The organism is Bacillus sp. AFS055030 (assembly GCF_002574545.1).
GTDB lineage: Bacteria > Bacillota > Bacilli > Bacillales > Bacillaceae_G > Gottfriedia.
On sequence record NZ_NUGT01000003.1, the window covers coordinates 41,924 to 59,695 of the forward strand.

At 31.1% G+C, this 17,772-nt stretch carries 15 protein-coding genes and 1 riboswitch; of the genes, 6 read left to right on the top strand and 9 right to left on the bottom strand.

Features of this window, described 5'->3' with window-relative positions; translation table 11 throughout:
• Positions 1–151: 151 nt before the first annotated feature.
• The 6 genes from CN925_RS00910 to CN925_RS00935 form a co-directional block, all read right to left on the bottom strand.
• Positions 152–616 carry a hypothetical protein gene (locus CN925_RS00910; RefSeq protein WP_098843885.1) on the bottom strand — a complete coding sequence of 155 codons (465 nt, stop codon included), beginning with the start codon at positions 614–616 and terminating at the stop codon, positions 152–154.
• Between the two features lie 189 nt (positions 617–805).
• Positions 806–1,231 carry a hypothetical protein gene (locus CN925_RS00915; protein ID WP_098843886.1) on the bottom strand — a complete coding sequence of 142 codons (426 nt, stop codon included), beginning with the start codon at positions 1,229–1,231 and terminating at the stop codon, positions 806–808.
• Positions 1,203–2,399 (bottom strand): MFS transporter, encoded by a 1,197-nt coding sequence (locus CN925_RS00920; RefSeq protein ID WP_098843887.1) that lies wholly within the window; start codon positions 2,397–2,399, stop codon positions 1,203–1,205. The genes CN925_RS00915 and CN925_RS00920 overlap by 29 nt, the downstream gene beginning before the upstream one ends.
• On the bottom strand, positions 2,392–3,033 hold the full coding sequence (locus CN925_RS00925) for a dienelactone hydrolase family protein (RefSeq protein WP_098843888.1): 642 nt from the start codon (positions 3,031–3,033) through the stop codon (positions 2,392–2,394). The genes CN925_RS00920 and CN925_RS00925 overlap by 8 nt, the downstream gene beginning before the upstream one ends.
• Positions 3,034–3,146: 113 nt before the next feature.
• Positions 3,147–4,403 (bottom strand): cytochrome P450, encoded by a 1,257-nt coding sequence (locus CN925_RS00930; protein WP_098843889.1) that lies wholly within the window; start codon positions 4,401–4,403, stop codon positions 3,147–3,149.
• A 14-nt stretch (positions 4,404–4,417) separates the two neighbouring features.
• Entirely contained in the window at positions 4,418–5,650 is a 1,233-nt protein-coding gene (locus CN925_RS00935; RefSeq protein ID WP_098843890.1) for an HD domain-containing protein, read from the bottom strand.
• Between the two features lie 270 nt (positions 5,651–5,920).
• Positions 5,921–6,022: riboswitch (purine riboswitch) on the bottom strand.
• 367 nt (positions 6,023–6,389) lie between these two features.
• Between CN925_RS00935 and CN925_RS00940 the strand changes: the two genes are divergently transcribed.
• Positions 6,390–8,369 (top strand): acetoacetate--CoA ligase, encoded by a 1,980-nt coding sequence (locus CN925_RS00940; RefSeq protein ID WP_098843891.1) that lies wholly within the window; start codon positions 6,390–6,392, stop codon positions 8,367–8,369.
• Positions 8,370–8,554: 185 nt separating this feature from the next.
• The gene (locus tag CN925_RS00945; RefSeq protein WP_098843892.1) at positions 8,555–9,565 is read left to right on the top strand and encodes a DNA/RNA non-specific endonuclease; all 1,011 of its coding nucleotides are present in this window, start codon (positions 8,555–8,557) and stop codon (positions 9,563–9,565) included.
• Positions 9,566–9,780: 215 nt separating this feature from the next.
• Here CN925_RS00945 and CN925_RS00950 read toward each other — a convergent pair whose 3' ends face one another.
• A complete protein-coding gene (locus tag CN925_RS00950) occupies positions 9,781–9,993 on the bottom strand; it encodes a hypothetical protein (protein WP_098843893.1) in 213 nt (70 codons plus the stop codon).
• A 188-nt stretch (positions 9,994–10,181) separates the two neighbouring features.
• Here CN925_RS00950 and CN925_RS00955 point away from each other — a divergent pair, with 188 nt between their 5' ends.
• On the top strand, positions 10,182–10,463 hold the full coding sequence (locus tag CN925_RS00955; RefSeq protein ID WP_098843894.1) for a DUF3892 domain-containing protein: 282 nt from the start codon (positions 10,182–10,184) through the stop codon (positions 10,461–10,463).
• Between the two features lie 911 nt (positions 10,464–11,374).
• On the opposite strand, the gene CN925_RS00960 is transcribed toward CN925_RS00955, so the two are convergent.
• The gene (locus CN925_RS00960) at positions 11,375–12,829 is read right to left on the bottom strand and encodes a BglG family transcription antiterminator (protein ID WP_098843895.1); all 1,455 of its coding nucleotides are present in this window, start codon (positions 12,827–12,829) and stop codon (positions 11,375–11,377) included.
• Between the two features lie 254 nt (positions 12,830–13,083).
• Between CN925_RS00960 and CN925_RS00965 the strand changes: the two genes are divergently transcribed.
• The gene (locus CN925_RS00965) at positions 13,084–13,797 is read left to right on the top strand and encodes a WxL domain-containing protein (RefSeq protein ID WP_098843896.1); all 714 of its coding nucleotides are present in this window, start codon (positions 13,084–13,086) and stop codon (positions 13,795–13,797) included.
• A 112-nt stretch (positions 13,798–13,909) separates the two neighbouring features.
• Positions 13,910–14,950 carry a WxLIP family cell surface protein gene (locus CN925_RS00970; RefSeq protein WP_098843897.1) on the top strand — a complete coding sequence of 347 codons (1,041 nt, stop codon included), beginning with the start codon at positions 13,910–13,912 and terminating at the stop codon, positions 14,948–14,950.
• A 113-nt stretch (positions 14,951–15,063) separates the two neighbouring features.
• Here the strand turns inward: CN925_RS00970 and CN925_RS00975 are convergent, their stop codons facing one another.
• On the bottom strand, positions 15,064–15,966 hold the full coding sequence (locus tag CN925_RS00975; RefSeq protein ID WP_098843898.1) for a LysR family transcriptional regulator: 903 nt from the start codon (positions 15,964–15,966) through the stop codon (positions 15,064–15,066).
• Positions 15,967–16,286: 320 nt separating this feature from the next.
• On the opposite strand from CN925_RS00975, the gene CN925_RS00980 reads away from it, so the two are divergent.
• On the top strand, positions 16,287–17,543 hold the full coding sequence (locus CN925_RS00980) for a helix-turn-helix domain-containing protein (protein ID WP_098843899.1): 1,257 nt from the start codon (positions 16,287–16,289) through the stop codon (positions 17,541–17,543).
• The last annotated feature ends 229 nt before the right edge of the window (positions 17,544–17,772 follow it).

The following is a 17,772-nucleotide window of genomic DNA, read 5'->3' on the forward strand; positions in this document are numbered from 1 at the left end:
GTATAAAGAACAGTTATGAAGATTTGTTCATGTTTGTTTAGAAGGGGAAAATTTAAAGAGCGGGCTACTATTTAAAGTTTGCCAGAAAAAATTGTATCAAATAAAACTCTTTATAAGCTAAAGGAAAAATAGAATGCAAAATAATGTTAAACTAGTGAGTGTATTCCTTTATTGATATATTGAAGAGTTTTCGGTCTCTTTTGCCTTTTTGACCAATTAGCCAATACCAACTCTGTCCAATATAAAAAGAGTTAGATACAAGTTGTTCAATATACTTTGAAATAATTCCATTGATTTTTTCTTTTTCAATTTTATTTTTTATAGACAAGGCAATGACAAAATAGGATTTATCACTTTCAAATTCCAATAATTGAAGATGATATCTGCCACCTTTTTTTTCATTAAAATCATTTAATACGTGATCTATACAGTCTCTGACATCAATGTTATATTTAGCTGCATCGTTCCAATTTGATATGAGAGAGTCATATAACGAAACTGTTAGGATGTAATATGATGCATAGTCCTTAGGATTAAATTTTTGATTCTCATCCTTAAATTGATATAAAGGTGGAACAACAAATTTTTCATAATCAGCAAAAAAATCTTCAGTCATGTTTTTACCTACTTTCTAGTTAGAACAAAAGTTTACTATATCGAATATAAAATATAGTTTTTCCTATTCTTTCCAAAAATAGACACGAGGAAAATGTATAAGATTTTTATAAAAAGCAGAGTTAAAAAAATTCAACTCTGCTTTTTGTTTTAATCGGATAGACAATGGAGTTTTTTAATCTAATTAGTTTTATAGAATTTGAATCGAGAATACTAGGGAGGTAAAATCACCGTTCGCAAAAGCATCATTACAACTGTAGACCATGAAATCTTTCTCCTTTTTCATTCTCATACCAGAATGGAAATCATGGAAGCCCACCATTCGTTCTTCTTCCCATACATTAAAAACATTTAAAAAGCCCCTAGAACATTTTAAAATCAGTTCTGATTGAATTTCATTCCCCCATATAATGATTGTTTTTTGTTTTGGGGCATTGTTTCTTGATATACCATTTTCTGAAATAAATCCGACACCTTGATTTCTAGGGGAATTTAAACTCAAAAATTTCAACTTAATCTCTTTTTCTTCATTCATTTGAAATACTTCTGTATGAATTGTTTCATCAGATTTTAAAGACTTGTTCGTACTATATACTTTTTCTTTTACTAGTAACATTTTCACTTATCTCTCCTGTTAAGTTATTTTGATCCCCTAATGTTAATTTCAAAAAGTAACACAGTCCTAAACAAGGGACACAGACTAATGCCATACCTAAAAAAGTAAAAGATGGAGATATAGAGTAGAGGTAGCCACTGACTAAAGTCAAAATCCCGCTACCTAAACTTAAGCCTAGAGCTGCATAAATTCCATGAGCAAAGGGGAAGTACTTATTTTCTATGTTTTCATCTAAATATTTCACAAAGGCATATTGAGTGAGCCCAAAAGTAATTGAATGTAAAAGTTGAGACAATACAAAAACAGAAATGCTGTTAAAAGAAGAAATCAATACCCATCTTAAGATAGAAGCACTTACACTAAACATTAATAAAGCTGGAACAGAGCGTCTTTTAAATAGAAAGTCAGATACATAGAAGAAAGCAATTTCTGATAGTACAGCAATGATTAAGATGAATCCTGTAAAACTAGTTTTCACCCCTATATTTTTCAAAAAAAGCACAGCATAACTATAATATGCTGCATGTGCAGCTTGAAGGGTGATGCAGATTGTTAATACGATTAAAAATGCTTTTGATTTAAATAACTTAAATAACGGAACTTTCTTTGATGTTATTTTTGTCCTTAAAGGTATAGGCGCACGAATGGATGTAATAAAAGTAAGTAGAACACATCCAATCATCAAAAAGTAAATAACTACATTTTCACTTTTTAAAGATATGAGTATTCCAGTTAATGATAGAGAAATAATATAGCCGATCGAACCATATGACCTACTCTTTCCATACTCTATTTTGCATTCTCTAATAAGGATAGATGCCATAGCCTCATACATAGCTAAAGGCATTGGATAAACAAGGCTTAGTAAAACCGTAATGAAAGCTACAGCAATTAAACTATTAAACGGAATTAATATGATTAATAACATAACAGAAATTAAGGAAACTACTTGATTTAATCTTGCTAAGTTTAAATATCTACTTATAAATGGAAAAATAAAAAAGGTTGTAATTGATCTTGTTATTAGTCCTAAAGCAATGATAAGTCCAGCCTCATCTGCTGTAAAACCTTTGCTTGTTGTTAGCCAAGCAGACCAATATGGCACGAAGATCCCAAAAGTGAAGAAAAATCCAAAAAACTGTAAAGACATCCATCTTTGACTAGTCATTTGATTCCTCCCATTTCGGAAGAATTAGTTTTTGATGATTTTGTTTTATCATAAAATCATGAACCTTTTGAAAACTGTATTTAGTAGAATACTGATCGTAATTAGAAGTTGATGGATCGGTAAAACCATGACTTCCTTCTATTTTAATGATTTGAACCTTATCTTTTGTTTTCAATTTAGTGACGACAATTTCTGGATCAAATGATTTTTCTTTCGTTGGGAAAATTAGTAAGGTCTCACATTTTGGACTAACTCCCAAGTAGTCCCTAATCCTCGAACCATAAAATCCAATTACTCCATTAAATAATCCCTCATATTTACTGCATAGCCATGCAATCGTTGCACCAACACTAAAACCTAAAATATACAAATTATTACAGGTAGTTCGAAGTTCTTTAGCAAGAGTGATAATTTTATTGGTAGCTAACTCAAATCCGATTTCCTGAGTAAAATGTTTATAAGCTTTATGTTCATCCTTATAGCAATAGTTCTCTATATTATTTAATAAATTTGGGCATACGACTGTAAATCCTAACTTATTTAAACTGTTGCAAATATCTTTTATATGTTTGTTAATTCCATAAATTTCGTGAACTACTATGATGGTAGTATGATGAAACTCGCAATTTTCCAATTTTAAATCACCTCTAACTTAGAAAAAATAGGAATAGAATTTTGTTCTATTCCTATCATTGTGTATCAAAGCCCTAAAAACATTTTGTTATTATATCAAATACCCCATTAATATTAGATTTTTACCTGCATCTGGATCATTCCAGTGAAAGTAGGGTTTGCAGTCCATTCTGGATTTTCTAAATCATACAATGATTCGATCGTTGGAAAACGAGTTATTACTTCCTTAAGTATCTCCATGATCTCTACACGAGCAAAAGCAGCAGCTATACAAGTATGATACCCTCCACCGAAAGCTACGTGACGGAAACCAGTTCGACTTATATCCATTTTTTCAGGATTTGCAAATACTCGCTCGTCACGTCCAGCAGAAGCTAAGAAGAAATAGACAGAATCATTTTTCTTGATTTGCTGCCCGTGTAATTCTATATCATTAGAAGCATGTCTAACAATATATTGGATTGGCCCTTCTAGTCTCATTGTTTCATCTAACACTTTTGGAAGAAGAGACATATCCTTTTTAAGCATTTCTAGAACATTTTGATTCTTAAAAAGAAGATGTAATGTATTACTTAACACGAATTGAGGTATTTTATGTCCACCGAAAATTAAGTGCATTGTTTGAGCAATTAATTGATCATCAGTAAGTTCACCATCCTCGCCAGGAGTCTCAGAGATTAACCTACTTAATAAATCATTTTTCTTTTCTTTTCGTCTTTCCGCAATCGCATCTGAAAGGTATGTCCAAATTTCTCTTACACTTCCTCTAACTTGTTCACTAATTTCTTTACTAGGAACATGAGACACAACGAAATCCTGCATAAATAATGCGATATCATCAGACCACTTTATGAATCGATCAACTTCTTCACCAGGAATTCCTAACATTTTACAAAGAACCATCGCAGGAATAGGGTGTGCGATCTCCTTTACAAAGTCAAATGAACTAATGTTTTTTTCAAGTACTTTATCAACGATTGTAGAAACAATTTTCTGGATTTCTGGTGCAATCAGTTCGATTTCATTAACTAAAAAGGCTCTGTTCATATAGCCTTTTAATTGTGAATGAACTGGTCGATCATTATAGACCATCCAAGTTTTAATGATATCGATTATATCCTTAAAATGTTGATCTTCTCCTTCAGCAAGATTACTCATTTTATTCGGAATTACCTTACTTGAAATAAATTTATCTCCAAGTAAATTTTTGGACACATCCTCATATCTTGTTATAAACCAAGATTGCATTTCTTCATGCCAAAAAACGGGTGCATCATTTCGTAATCTTTCATATAATTCATATCTGTTTTCATAATACTCTTTACTATTTAAACTGAACTGCTCGACAGATTGTTTTACATTTATACTCATGTTATTTCCTCCTGTTATACTACAATTATTTTTTTAGTAGAATTACTTACAAAATCTACAATCTCCATATCACTGAAATGACAAATTACGTCACAAACAAAACGTGAACGCTCAGTATGGTTAGAGATACTAATTAATTTTTGTAGGATTTCCTTATCTAATTTCAACAAAGAATCCGCACTATTTAAGTTAAAAAGATAATCGTAGGTGAACTGTATATTATGAGTAATCTTTTTATCTATTTCTCTGTTAACTTTTCTTTCTAAGAAACATTTCTTTGTAATTTGATTTAATAGAAAAAGTTTTAATTCATTTTCTATTGGAAGATTCAATTTACTATACATTGGTTGTGATTCGTTTATCGTAATCACTAATGTATCGATAAAATCATGAATAATATGTTGCGGTGGTTCTGATCTATACTTTCGGTAATTCTGCAAAATGTCCCTTAGTATATTATTCTTAATATCTTCCATCATTTTTGGAAGGAAATAATGTAATTCAGATCTACTAATTTCAGGGAAAAAAAGCATTGTCTCCTCTAGCATCGCATCTTCTGTAAAATATCTGTTAAGTAATTGAGTAAATCTATTTTCTCCATAAAATAGAATGAGATCTTTAAGATCCGATAGCGCATAAGATAACGTGTCTGCTATGTCTACGATAGATTGCTCAATAACAATTTCCTGATATGTCAAAAATAAAGGTTCTAAATAGTCTGCCATATACTCGTAATAGCCTTTAATTAAACCGTTATATTCTTTTCTAATTAAAGGGATTTTAGTTTTGTATTTCATTAAAGCTGTAAGGGTTCTATATTTAAAATCATCCGAACTATTGACTAAAATTTTAACGCTCTGTGCATTCGATTCAAATCCACCCATTTTTTTCATCATTTCATCTAGCACTCGTTCACCAGAATGTCCAAATGGTGGATGACCAATATCATGAGCTAGACTAATAGCCATTACTAATTCTTTATTTATGGATGTAATGTAATTCTCTCGTAAATAATTGTTAAGACGTTCTATGATTAGGCTTGAAATATGACATACGTCAATAGAATGAGACAAACGATTATGGAAATGCTCTGAGTTGGGAATTAACTGTGTTTTTTTTGCTAATTTTTTTAAATGGGGGGATTCTAAAACTGCATTAAAGTCATGTAAGAACGCAATATTAGCTTCTTGCGTTTTTTTGTCAGATAATCTTAGGTGGTCAAAAGTATGATACATGGCCTTATACATATCATTAAACCCCTTCTATAAATTTTTATTTAAGAAAACAATTAAATGACATTAAAAAACCAAGATAAAGTAGGACGTATTCTCCACTAGAGATAAGTCCTACTTTATCTTGGCTTGTAAAAAAGTTGAAATTTTGAAGGTTGACACTATAGTCCTTGAAATAGATGGAATACGTACTTTTAAATATTCTAGATTAATAGAGTATTTAAAAGTACGTTAATCTATACAAAGGCATATAGTGATCCCTATTACATTCAGCTTTTTATACTTATAAAGTAAAGATTACCTCGTAGTCTAATTCTTAACGGGAATTAGGTAGAGACTCCCAGACCATATTTCCGGGTATATACGAGTTATAATATATTTATGGTAAATAATGTTATAATTGGTAATAATAACCTGCAGGATTATCAATTAATATATTACATTTAATCAAATTAAATATCAACACTATCTCTATGAGGATATAGTATGAAGTTTTTTGGCACATTTAAATATTAGTAGTTAAATGTGCAGTATTAAAGAGTGCTTTTAGTTGAATGATGATTTATTTTCGATATTGACAGTCTATTTAGTGTGTAATAGTATAATAGTTAATTTTTAAATATTTAGTATTTTCAGGAAAATAATTAATACATAATGGAAAAATTTTAAGTGATTTTCATGAAAAGGGTTGAACGAGCTATGCGCAGTACTGTGGCATTAAAATAAATAGATTGCTAATTTAGGAGGAGTAATAATGAAAGCGGTTACTGAAGGTGCTTTATTATGGGAACCAACTAGGCAGCAAATTGAAAATGCTGGAGTTAGCCATTTTATGAATTGGCTTGAACATGAAAAAAAACTATTTTTCAATACACAAAGCGAGTTATGGAAATGGTCTGTAGAAGATTTAGAGTACTTTTGGGAAAGCATTTGGAAATATTGTAATGTCATTTCGCACGCGCCGTACGATCAAGTTCTCAAAGAGAGAAAAATGCCAGGCGCAAAATGGTTTACTGGATCTAAAATAAATTATGCAGAACATGTATTTCGAAATGATCAAGGAGATCAAACTGCATTAATTTTTCAATCAGAAATTACTCCAAAAACAGAAATAAGTTGGAAAGAGCTTAAAGAAAAGACAGGATTAGTAGCAAATTCTTTAAGAGAATTAGGTGTAAAACCTGGTGATCGAGTTGTAGCATATATGCCTAATATCCCTGAAACGATCATTGCTTTTTTAGCTTGTGCAAGCATTGGAGCTATTTGGTCAAGCTGTTCACCAGATTTTGGTACGAGTAGTGTAATTGACCGTTTTAAGCAAATCGAACCGACTATTTTATTTGCGGTGGATGGTTATTCTTATAATGGAAAAGTTCAAAATAGGCTATCAAGCGTTAAAGAGCTACAGTCTGAATTACCTACATTAAAGAAGACAATTTTAGTGCCATATGTGAATTTTGATGAATACAAAATGGAAAGCAATATCGTTTTTTGGAATGAATTATTAGTGGGAAGCAGTGAACTTACTTTTGAAAGTGTTCCTTTTGAACATCCATTATGGATCTTGTTTTCTTCTGGAACAACAGGTTTGCCTAAACCAATTGTACAAAGTCAAGGAGGCATATTAGTTGAGCAACTAAAGACATTAGTAGTTGAACAAGGAATAAATCAGGATGATGTCATTTTTTGGTTTACTACAACTGGCTGGATGATGTGGAATCAATTAGTTGGTGGTTTGTTATCTGGCAGTACGATTTTATTGTATGATGGAAGCCCTTCTTATCCAAGTTTACATATATTATGGGACCTTGCAGAAGAAGTAGGGGTAACATTCTTTGGTACAAGTGCAGGATTTTTAAGCGTGTGTGAGAAGCACGGAATTGAGTTGAAAAATAGACATAGTTTTTCTAAATTAAAGTCTATTTGTTCAACGGGATCTCCACTATCAGTAGAAGGATTTTCCTGGGTTTATGAAAATATAAGAGATGACATTTGGCTTGTTTCAACTAGTGGAGGTACTGATGTTTGTACAGCATTTGTTGGAGGTTCACCTATTCTTCCTGTTTATGCTGGGGAGATTCAAGCTCGTTCATTAGGAGCTCATGTACAATCATTCGATGATGAGGGAAACTCAGTTATTAACGAGGTGGGCGAATTAGTGATTACTTCTCCTATGCCTTCCATGCCACTTTATTTCTGGGGTGATTTTAATAATGAACGTTATCTAGAAAGTTATTTTGAAGTTTATCCAGGTATTTGGAGACATGGAGATTGGATTAAAATTGATGAAAAAGGTAGTTGTATCATATATGGGAGATCAGATTCAACTATAAATAGACAAGGAGTGCGTTTAGGTACTAGTGAAATCTATCGAGTTGTTGAAACGCTTGATGAAGTAATGGAAAGTTTAGTGATTGATTTAGAATTACTTGGCCGTCAGTCATTTATGCCATTATTTGTTGCACTGAAACATGGGGTTGTGTTGACAAATGAATTAAAAGAAAAAATAAAAGTAGAAATTAAGCAGAAGGTTTCTCCGCGATTTGTACCTAATGAAATATATGAAGTGGAGCAAATTCCAAAAACATTGAGTGGAAAAAAATTAGAAGTTCCAATTCGTAAAATATTATTAGGATTTTCTCCTGAAAAAGTAGTCAACAAAGGTTCGATGGCTAATCCAGAGTCATTAAAGTTTTTTATCGGGTTGGCACAAGTGTTAAATGAACAAAATTGAAAAAGTCTAGAACGTTATCTTTATTATGAGATAGCGTTTTTTTTCTCTATTATGATTGATTGTTGATTTTATTATGAAACTTACTGACAGGATAGCTGCATAGGGTTATAATAGCACCGTCGATATATTCCAAGAAAAGATCAAAATTTGTTATCGTTTAAATATGATTTTTCTAGAGGAGAAACATGAGAAAGGTGTGCAGAAGTGTGAACAAAAGAATATTTTTGAGTTTATTTACTGTGATTCTACTATCTGTATCTGTGGGTTGTGGAGAAATCACTGAACAGACATCGTCAAAAAAAGTGGAAACCACAACAAGCACGGATTCTAAGACTGTTGAAACGAAAAAGAGTAATGACAAAGAAAAACCAACGAGTGATAGTGGACCAAACAAAAGTGTTCCTGCATCTAGCACCTCAAAGGCAACAGGTACAACGGGTGGATTTGATTACAGCAAATATACCTTAATTGTAGTAAACGGCGGGGATCTATCAGGACATAGACAGCCGAATGTCAAAGTAGATGTTGGATTTGGAAAACGGGAATATTGGGCGTATACAAATGAATACGGTCAGCTAATACGTGTTGAAGCGAAAAAGATAACACTTCAAAATTCGAAAACTGAACATGTTTTATCATCAGGTAGATATTACGCTGATGAAGCAAATGTTCCTGGTACAGAGAGTCCGATCTTGGATCAAGGGCATGTGATTGCAGACTCGCTTGGTGGAGTATCAAACGCATATAATATTACTCCTCAAAACAGCAATCTCAATAGGCATGGTGATCAAGCCTATATGGAAAAAGTGATTCGAGATGCAGGAGGTTGTACAGATTTCGTAGCAGTGATTCAATATCCAAATACACACACGCAAATTCCAAACCATTATAAATTCACATACAAAATTCATGGCAGATCCATTACAGATGAATTTGACAATGTAAACCCAGATGAAGTAAATAAAAGTTTAGGGAAAACGACAAATGCGAGCAGTACGCCAAAGAAAACAGACAATGTACCTGCAAACAAAGCGAAAAATAGTAATGAAGATATTAGTAAAGTGGATACCAACCATAATGGAAGAGTTACAATCGCCGAAGCCAAAGCTGCTGGCTTTAAAATGCCAATTACGCGCGATTCATGGCTCTATAAATATATGGATGATCGAGATGGTGATGGATTAGTAGGCGAATAAATGGTGTCAATCATGAGCGTTATACATTCTATTATGCCATTTGAATAAACAAATGATTCACCAAGGAATGTATCAAAAAACATAGTTTTTCATTAAAACAATACCCCTTTAAGGAGTATTGTTATCTCAGCTTTTAAAGGGGTATAAAAATGGGGGGCTTAAACAGTTCAGACTTTTCATGGTTTTATTTATTCTTTTATTCTAATCAATTAAAGTTAGCATTCGTGATTTATAATTTTACCTTGTTCAGTCAGTTTAACAAGAGCTGCATAACCAATTCCTTTTTTAACGACAGTTGCCATACCTTCATTAACAAGTAAATTCAATGTTTTTAGTTCGTCTTTGTTTAATTTTGTATATCGGTAATAACCATCACCAATTTTGTGAATTAATCTGCCTTCTCTTGTCATTCCTAAAACAGTAGTCATATTTTTCCCTTCTTTCGAAAGTTGTTTAGATTAATGATTACATACTTATCGTAAATTGTTTGTGCAAATTTGTCTGTGTATAAATTGTGAAATGTTTTACAATATTAAGTCTGTCATAATTTGGAAGGATAAACATATTTTCATCCCGCCATACTATTTTTGTGTCTACTAAATGGAGGTGTGTTGGTATGTCATTTCAAAATCGCGGTGTCGGACATCCTGAACATCAAGATGATCCTAATAAATTACATATCGTCGCAGTACGAAAAAATGGCGATGGTGATATTACAGATGTAAAATTCCAAAATGGTGAAATAGTTGGGATTGAGCAAGCCATAGCAATGGCAGAGCTTGAACAAATTGAAGATGTGAACACAGGTCTAACTCGTGGAGATAATCCACATAAAACACTCCGTTCTTATCCTGACGGTGATCCTACAAATAATTTAAGTAACTTACCTACTTTTTAATGTTTAATCTCTAAAAGAGGATGTCTCAAACGTATTAACTTTTTGGGGCATCTTTTATTGTGGAAACGAAAACCCTAAGCTAGTCATGTACCAAAGGAAAAGAAATGAAAACGATCCAAGTCTCAATCGAAAATCAGGTTCAACGAAAAGACATCGAGGGTGTTCAGGAGGAGTAGTTCAATTACTTAATTGCTAAAATACATAATGACTCCTATTACTACTGGAATAATAAAAATCATACTAATTCCAACTATTATCCATAAATTTTTCGAAGTTATCATATTTTCCACCTTTTAGTTTGATAAGTATAGGACATTTATTTTAAATAACCTAAATCTTTGCAAGCAATTTTTATTTTTGAATATTTTTTTCTTCGACAGTTTAAAAGATAATGCAATTTTTTTAATTTTTAAAAGCAATCAATAGATCCCCCCTTCTTTAGATAACTGTATCATTTTAAATTAGAATATTTACGAAATAATGTTGCGAAATCCCAAACTTTAAATTGAAAAACATATCATTAGCGTAAATCAACAGAAAAATATGATCAAAAATCGATGAAAAATTCCAACAGATTGTGTTAGGAATCGAAAAAGTGATCCAAAAAGATAGATGTAGAACATGAAACAGACATTGAAACGAGCCTATCCAAAATACCACGGATTGGGGTCTAATTTGTGTTGCCTATAACCTAAAAAAGTGGAAATCCACTTCTAAAAACAAAATAATAGTCGGATATTTCTCTCCAAAAAACTCCATTTTTGTAAAAAACCTCAAAAAATAAAGAATTGAAAAAAACTGCCTCAAAATGTCTTATTCACCGACTTTTTAGACAGCCTCTTTTATATTTTCGATTGATTAAAAGGAAAAAAGTACCAGTAATGTAAGGAGCAATTTTTAATTTTTTTGCCTTAGTTCGAATTTAAGAAATTTGAGATTTGATCAATATCTCTTTGCGTAAGAACCGGTTCAATTGTAATGACTGGATGAATGATTTCTCCTTCAAGTAAGAAATCAGAAATAATAAAATCAATGTTTAATTCATTTATAATTGTTGATTCAAACTCACCTAATTTAGGAAGAAGAAAATCAATTTTATGATCAAAGGCAGAAATTAATTTCGTTTCAATATAACGATGAACGCCTGGACCATTACTTGTTAATAATAAAACTTTCTTCCTTGTTGATGATAAGTTAATTTTAGAAGCTTGAACATTTAATGCTACTTTCGCAATTTTATCTCTAGTAATTTCAGGGTAAGAATATTTTTTCGTCCAGATTTGTAATGCTTTTGATACCTTTTTATATAGGTCTGAATACTGATTTTTAACATATCGGTCCATTGAATAGGATGGTTCTTTTTTATCGATTGAGTATAAAATGAATGAGTATCTTTGGAATTGGTCATGTAATGTGTAAAGAAACTCCTCGTCCTCATTTAACAATAAACCTGTTTCTTCCTTTAATAGTTCTACTAGGTGATAGAGTTCCTTATAATACTTTGATTTTTGATTTCGATATAAATAAAGAAATTCGTTTTTTTCCATGTTGTCAAAACTGTAATAGGGAAGAGTGGATATTAATAACGAGAACGCAATGCGTTCATTCATTGAAATATGATGTTTATATTGATGTTCTAAATGATTACAAATTTCATTCGCAATTTTAAAATATTTTGATTCTAAAATTTTATTTATCGATTGATCAGCTAATTCAAGTTGCATTGTTTTATCGATTCGATATAACATTGTCCCTAATAAATAAACGTACTTATTTGCTGTAGAAGGATATAGGAATAATCTAAATTTTTCAGTAGTATCTAGTACAATTTTTTTAATATCTTGAAATGAGAATGCTTCAATTGGCCATTCTTGATCATTCGAATTGGCGGATAAAGCATCTAGAATATCTCCACACAAAAGCCGAATTTCAAATTCTCTTCCGACGATTTCGAGCGGCCCACGTTTTAAAGTTAAATGGTAGGCCTTCAATAATTCCTCAACGCGGTCAAGTATTGGATAGACTGCAGGTTGTTGTATATAAAGCGCGTTTGCTAATTCTGCAATACTTTTAATTTGAGTAAATTGTATTAGCATAATAGCTTGAAATTTCAATGAATTTTTTACATAAAGTGAACGAATTTGATTAATTGATGAAGAAATCGGTTTATTAATATAAATCCCTTTACCTTTTATTGTATCAATTTGCCATCCTTTAGGCAGGTGAGTGTTAATTGCCTGTAGATCATTTCGGATTGTTTTTTCGGTACAAAGTAACTCGTTAGCTAATTCTTCAGTTTTAAACCACTTATCTTCTTTACTTAAAATATCGATTATTTGTAATTTCCGCTTTGTTGATTTATCCATAAAAAATCTCCATAAATTATGTCTAATTTATTACTATTATTTCTTTTAAACTTCCCTCTTAATGCAGTGAAAGTTTATTTTATCTATTGAAAAACACCTTTTCATGCGATTTTTAGCTATAAATGTGAATTTTTTTGGATGATAAGTTATTATTTTTACCTAAATCAAAGGTAAAAAACATCATGGGAATCATTTTACTACAGCGATATAATGACATCGTTGAACAAAAAAATTTTATGAAGGAGTAGAGTGAAATGAAATTTACTAAAGTCGTGCTTGTTAGTGTAATTGGAATGTCATCATTAGTTGGAGTTGCTCACTCAACTTTTGCGGAGGTATCATCTGTAGGGAATTCAAAGTCTTCTATAACATTTGTTGCTGGAACAGGTCCGGTTGCACCTGTTGATCCTATAAATCCGATTGATCCATTAGAACCATCAGATCCTACAAATCCAACAGATCTGCCAACAGGGAATGCTGGTTCATTAACATTAGATTATGTTTCATCAGTTGACTTCGGTGTAAATGAGATTTCAAATAAAACAGAAGTCTATTCGGCTAAATCTAAAAAGCCATTTATTCAAGTGTCAGATCGCCGTGGTACTGGGGAAGGATGGTCAGTAACTGCTAGAGCAAGTAAATTTACAAATGGAACAGAAGATTCTCTACCTGGTGCAATCATTACATTTAAAAATGGCTCCGTTATTTCATTAAGTACAAGTGGAGCTCCTGTAGCAACAGAGTCAATTGTTTTAAAAACAGACGGAAGCACAGCATCACCTGTTGTTGCCGCATCTGTAGGTAATGGTTTTGGGACATGGGTAACTCGTTGGCTCGGGCCAAATCCAGAAGTGAATGATGGAGCGTTAAATGATAATGTCACTTTGACGATACCAGCAGGCTCGGCAACGATCGGTAATCATGAGGCAACTATCACGTGGACATTAACGGATGCTCCTGGTTTATAGTAGTTATTTTGAAAAATAAGATTTAATGGGATGGTCTTCTTATTGAACCTTTTTTAACTGTTTGATAGTAAAAATGATATAAAAGTATTCATTCTAAAGGGGGAATATAAAAATGGAACTTAAACGTCAAAAATTATTGCTAATTTTATCTGCTATTTTGTTAACTTTATCGTTCATCCCTCTATCTGTAAGGGCAGAGAATACTATCGATTTTTCCGTAAAAGCAATCATTCCAACAAATCAAATTGATCATATGAAATCTTATTTTGATTTAAAAATGTCTCCAGGACAAAAACAGGATTTTAAAATTGAGGTCTTTAATAATAGTAAAAAAGAAGAAACAATCGAAGCGAATATTACTTTTGCAACGACCAATAATAATGGATTAATCGATTACTCTGAATCGAATAGTAAAAATGCAGATAAATCACTAAAGTACCCCTTAACTAACTTAGTATCAGAACCTCAAAAAGAAGTTGTTATTCCAGCAGGTAAATCAAAAGTAGTATCTTTTTCAATTACAATGCCAAAAGATGAATATAATGGAGTTATTTTAGGTGCAGCTCACTTTAAGAAAAAGATTGATGAAACAAAAAAAAGTTCTGAAAACGAGAGCATTAATATAAAAAATGAGTATGCTTATGTGGTTGGAATCAAATTATCGGAAAACAGTAATGAAGTCGAGCCGAATTTACATTTACTTGACATAAAACCTACATTAGTAAATTATCGTACAACAATTGCAGCGACAATCCAAAATAGCGAATCTTCTATTGTGAAGGATATGAGTATAGATGCGCAAATCTTTAAAAAAGGTTCCAATAAAGTTTTATATAGTTCGAAAAAAACTGAGATGAGTATGGCACCTAATTCAAATTTTGATTACGCAATCGATTTAAATAACCAACCTATTGAATCCGGAACTTACCGATTAAAGATGAAAGCAATCATCGGAACCCAAATATGGGAATGGGATGAGCTATTTACGATTGGCAAAGAAGAAACTGATTTAAATAATAAAGCAGTTGAAATAAAAAATAATTATTTCTGGTATTATATCGGAGGAGGATTAATCCTTTTAATTGGGATCATTTGTTTAATTGTTTTCTTAAGAAGAAAGAAGGAAAAAGAACAATCGAATAATAATGAATGATTTTATATAGAGTAAATTGTATTAATCCGTTAGTTCACAAATGTATCTTAAAACAAATGCTATTTTGATAAAATAAAAAGGCTCATTTCGATATTGAAATGTAGCCTTTTTTATTAAGATGATATGATTTCATTTCTCATGAAATTGATAAATTGTTTTTCAACTTTTGATAAAATTTTCTTTTTTGAGGTGATTACCCCAAGCTCTGAGTTCACAGAATCATAATCTACGAGATCGATTTCAACTAGTTCACCATTCGATAAATATGGATGATTTTTTAATGAAAAATTTGGTCCCCATGTTATAGCACTGCCATTTAAAATTGCTCGTAATAACTCTTCAAGATGGTTGGATGAAAATAAAATATTTAATTTTCCTATATCTTGTTGGAAGTTATTTGTAAACCATCTTATGTAATCACCGTTATAAAGAACGAATTTTTGCTGAATTATTTCTTCTGGAGTTATTTTTTTCGAAATGGCAAAAGGGGAATCTTTTTTTGCATATACTTTCATCTTTCCATCTATTAATCCTTCGTAATGAAATTCTTCTAATTCTTTCTTAATGCCTTCGTAAAGACAGATGATTCCTATATTCGCTTGATTTTTTTTTACAATTTCAATTGTACGCTCTGTTGTGTTTTCTAATATGTCTATATGCAAATTTGAATGTTGGTTTTTAAAATCAACTAACGGAGGTAATAAGTAATTAATAAAAGCGGGTACCATTGAAACTTTAAGTTCACTGAGTTGGGAATCTTTATTTTTCTGAGCTATTTCTTTTAATTCTGCGTATTTTAAGAGTACTTCTTTTGATTTTTCCACGATTTGTACTCCATCTACTGTTAATCTTGCGCCTAATCTAGATCGATTGAAGATTTTTATTCCTAGCTCTTCTTCTATTTTTGTAATCGCTTGACTTATACCAGACTGACTTATATGAAGATTTTCTGCAGCGATTGAAATCGACCCCGTGTTAGCGACTTCTACTAAAATCTCTAGTTTTTCTATATGCATTACATTGACCACCTTTAGCTTTCATACATGAACTAAAACTTTACTAAGATAGAATTTTATTTCAGTTTTTATATTACAAATCGTGAAGTTATATTTAAAAAATGTAAATTTACTTAATCATTTTGCAAATATAGAATTGTGTTTAACTAATAGTATTATTCTATTTTTTCGCTTGAATCATATGTAATTGAAAAATAATACGTTCTAATGTTGAATCAAAACATTCGATTTATCAAGTGCTTTCTTATATTTATAAAAATTTACAATAAATGATACTTTTTGTTCAATTTTATCGTTGCCTATTATAGAGGAGGCTAAATATGTTAGTTGGGGAAATCATCAAATATTATCGAGAGAAAAAAGGAATTAGCCAGTCTAACTTAGGTGAAGGCATTTGTGGTAAAGCGTATATTAGTCGATTTGAAAGTGGAAAAGTTACATTATCTCCTGAAATTATAGACAAATTAGCTAAAAAACTAGAAATTGATATTAACAAAGAAATCGAATCTTTTTGTCTAATTGAAAACCAATTAAATGATTGGAGTCAAGCAATCATTATGCAAAGATCAGTACTGATAGAAGGCATTAAATTAGTATTAGATCAAAATCCGTTTATTATGGCTTCTAAACATGCAGTAAATTATATGCTGTTAACTGGGAGATATTATTTGTACAAAAATATGGTTAAGGAAGCGAAAAATATAATCGAATATGTAGAAAAGGAGCTTCCAAAATTATCTAATTATGAAAAAAACCTTCTTCTGCACATTAAAGGAATATATTGTATAAGTACATTTAGAACTACCCAAGGTGAAGAAAGTCAGACTGCTGTAAATCTTTTAAAACAAATTGACATAGTAGATTATAATAATGAAGAATATTACTATCATTTAGCTCAAGCGTACCATTATGCAAAAGCAAAAATATCAGCATTTACTTATGCAAAAAAAGCACTTCAATTCTTTAATCGAACATATAATTACGTGAGTGCTATGAATGCTCAAATCTTAATGCTAATGCAATTCGATAGCAAAAGTGAAATTGATTTTTTAAATCTAGTAGAAAACTATAAGGATTTAATTCATAATTGTATGATTTTAGGTGCACAAGAAAGTAAAATAACTATTTTATTTAATCTAGGAGAAGAGTTTTATAAAAGAGGAATTTATGACGAGGCTGTCAGATATTATGAACAAGCATTTTTACTAACTGACAAATCGTCTACACAGTATTTAAGACATTTGTATCATTTTACCGAAGCATGCCTAGATGGAAAGTTACTAAATAAACAGAGTATTTTAGAAAATATCGAAATAGGTACGAAATTAGCAAAAAAACAATGCCAAATTTATTATAATCTATATAATTTATTAGCACTGAAATGTAAAAAAAATCAAAAACAATATTTTGAGTTTTTAGCAGAAGTAGTTGTTCCACAGCTTATAGCAACTAATAATGCTTCGTTTTTTGTACAATATGGAAAGATTTTATATAAACACTATGTGGAGAAAAAGGACTATAAAAAAGCCATTGAGGTAGATCAAAGTTTTAAATTGATGAACAAGGTGTTAAGTTAAAAGTCTTTAGATAACGATTATTCGTTGTCTAAAGACTTTTTTTATGATCTAGGAAATTGATATTTATTAAAAATAGTAAAATCTTGTCCAATGTTTATAAACATTGGACAAGATTTTTGTCGAAACTCGTTCGATTTATTCTATAGAACCAGTGTTAAAGGGGCGCTATAACCCAATTGATAAAAGAGTGGAAATTCACAATAATGAATTTAAATAAATGACAAATTGT

Bases quoted from the DNA above. Each gene is read 5' to 3' on its own strand.
- CN925_RS00975 (WP_098843898.1), bottom strand. From the start codon at position 15,966: ATGCATATAGAAAAACTAGAGATTTTAGTAGAAGTCGCTAACACGGGG.
- CN925_RS00935 (WP_098843890.1), bottom strand. From the start codon at position 5,650: ATGTATAAGGCCATGTATCATACTTTTGACCACCTAAGATTATCTGAC.
- CN925_RS00930 (WP_098843889.1), bottom strand. From the start codon at position 4,403: ATGAGTATAAATGTAAAACAATCTGTCGAGCAGTTCAGTTTAAATAGT.
- CN925_RS00980 (WP_098843899.1), top strand. From the start codon at position 16,287: ATGTTAGTTGGGGAAATCATCAAATATTATCGAGAGAAAAAAGGAATT.
- CN925_RS00920 (WP_098843887.1), bottom strand. From the start codon at position 2,399: ATGACTAGTCAAAGATGGATGTCTTTACAGTTTTTTGGATTTTTCTTC.
- CN925_RS00955 (WP_098843894.1), top strand. From the start codon at position 10,182: ATGTCATTTCAAAATCGCGGTGTCGGACATCCTGAACATCAAGATGAT.
- CN925_RS00965 (WP_098843896.1), top strand. From the start codon at position 13,084: ATGAAATTTACTAAAGTCGTGCTTGTTAGTGTAATTGGAATGTCATCA.
- CN925_RS00910 (WP_098843885.1), bottom strand. From the start codon at position 616: ATGACTGAAGATTTTTTTGCTGATTATGAAAAATTTGTTGTTCCACCT.
- CN925_RS00940 (WP_098843891.1), top strand. From the start codon at position 6,390: ATGAAAGCGGTTACTGAAGGTGCTTTATTATGGGAACCAACTAGGCAG.
- CN925_RS00950 (WP_098843893.1), bottom strand. From the start codon at position 9,993: ATGACTACTGTTTTAGGAATGACAAGAGAAGGCAGATTAATTCACAAA.
- CN925_RS00945 (WP_098843892.1), top strand. From the start codon at position 8,555: ATGAGAAAGGTGTGCAGAAGTGTGAACAAAAGAATATTTTTGAGTTTA.
- CN925_RS00960 (WP_098843895.1), bottom strand. From the start codon at position 12,829: ATGGATAAATCAACAAAGCGGAAATTACAAATAATCGATATTTTAAGT.
- CN925_RS00970 (WP_098843897.1), top strand. From the start codon at position 13,910: ATGGAACTTAAACGTCAAAAATTATTGCTAATTTTATCTGCTATTTTG.
- CN925_RS00915 (WP_098843886.1), bottom strand. From the start codon at position 1,231: ATGTTACTAGTAAAAGAAAAAGTATATAGTACGAACAAGTCTTTAAAA.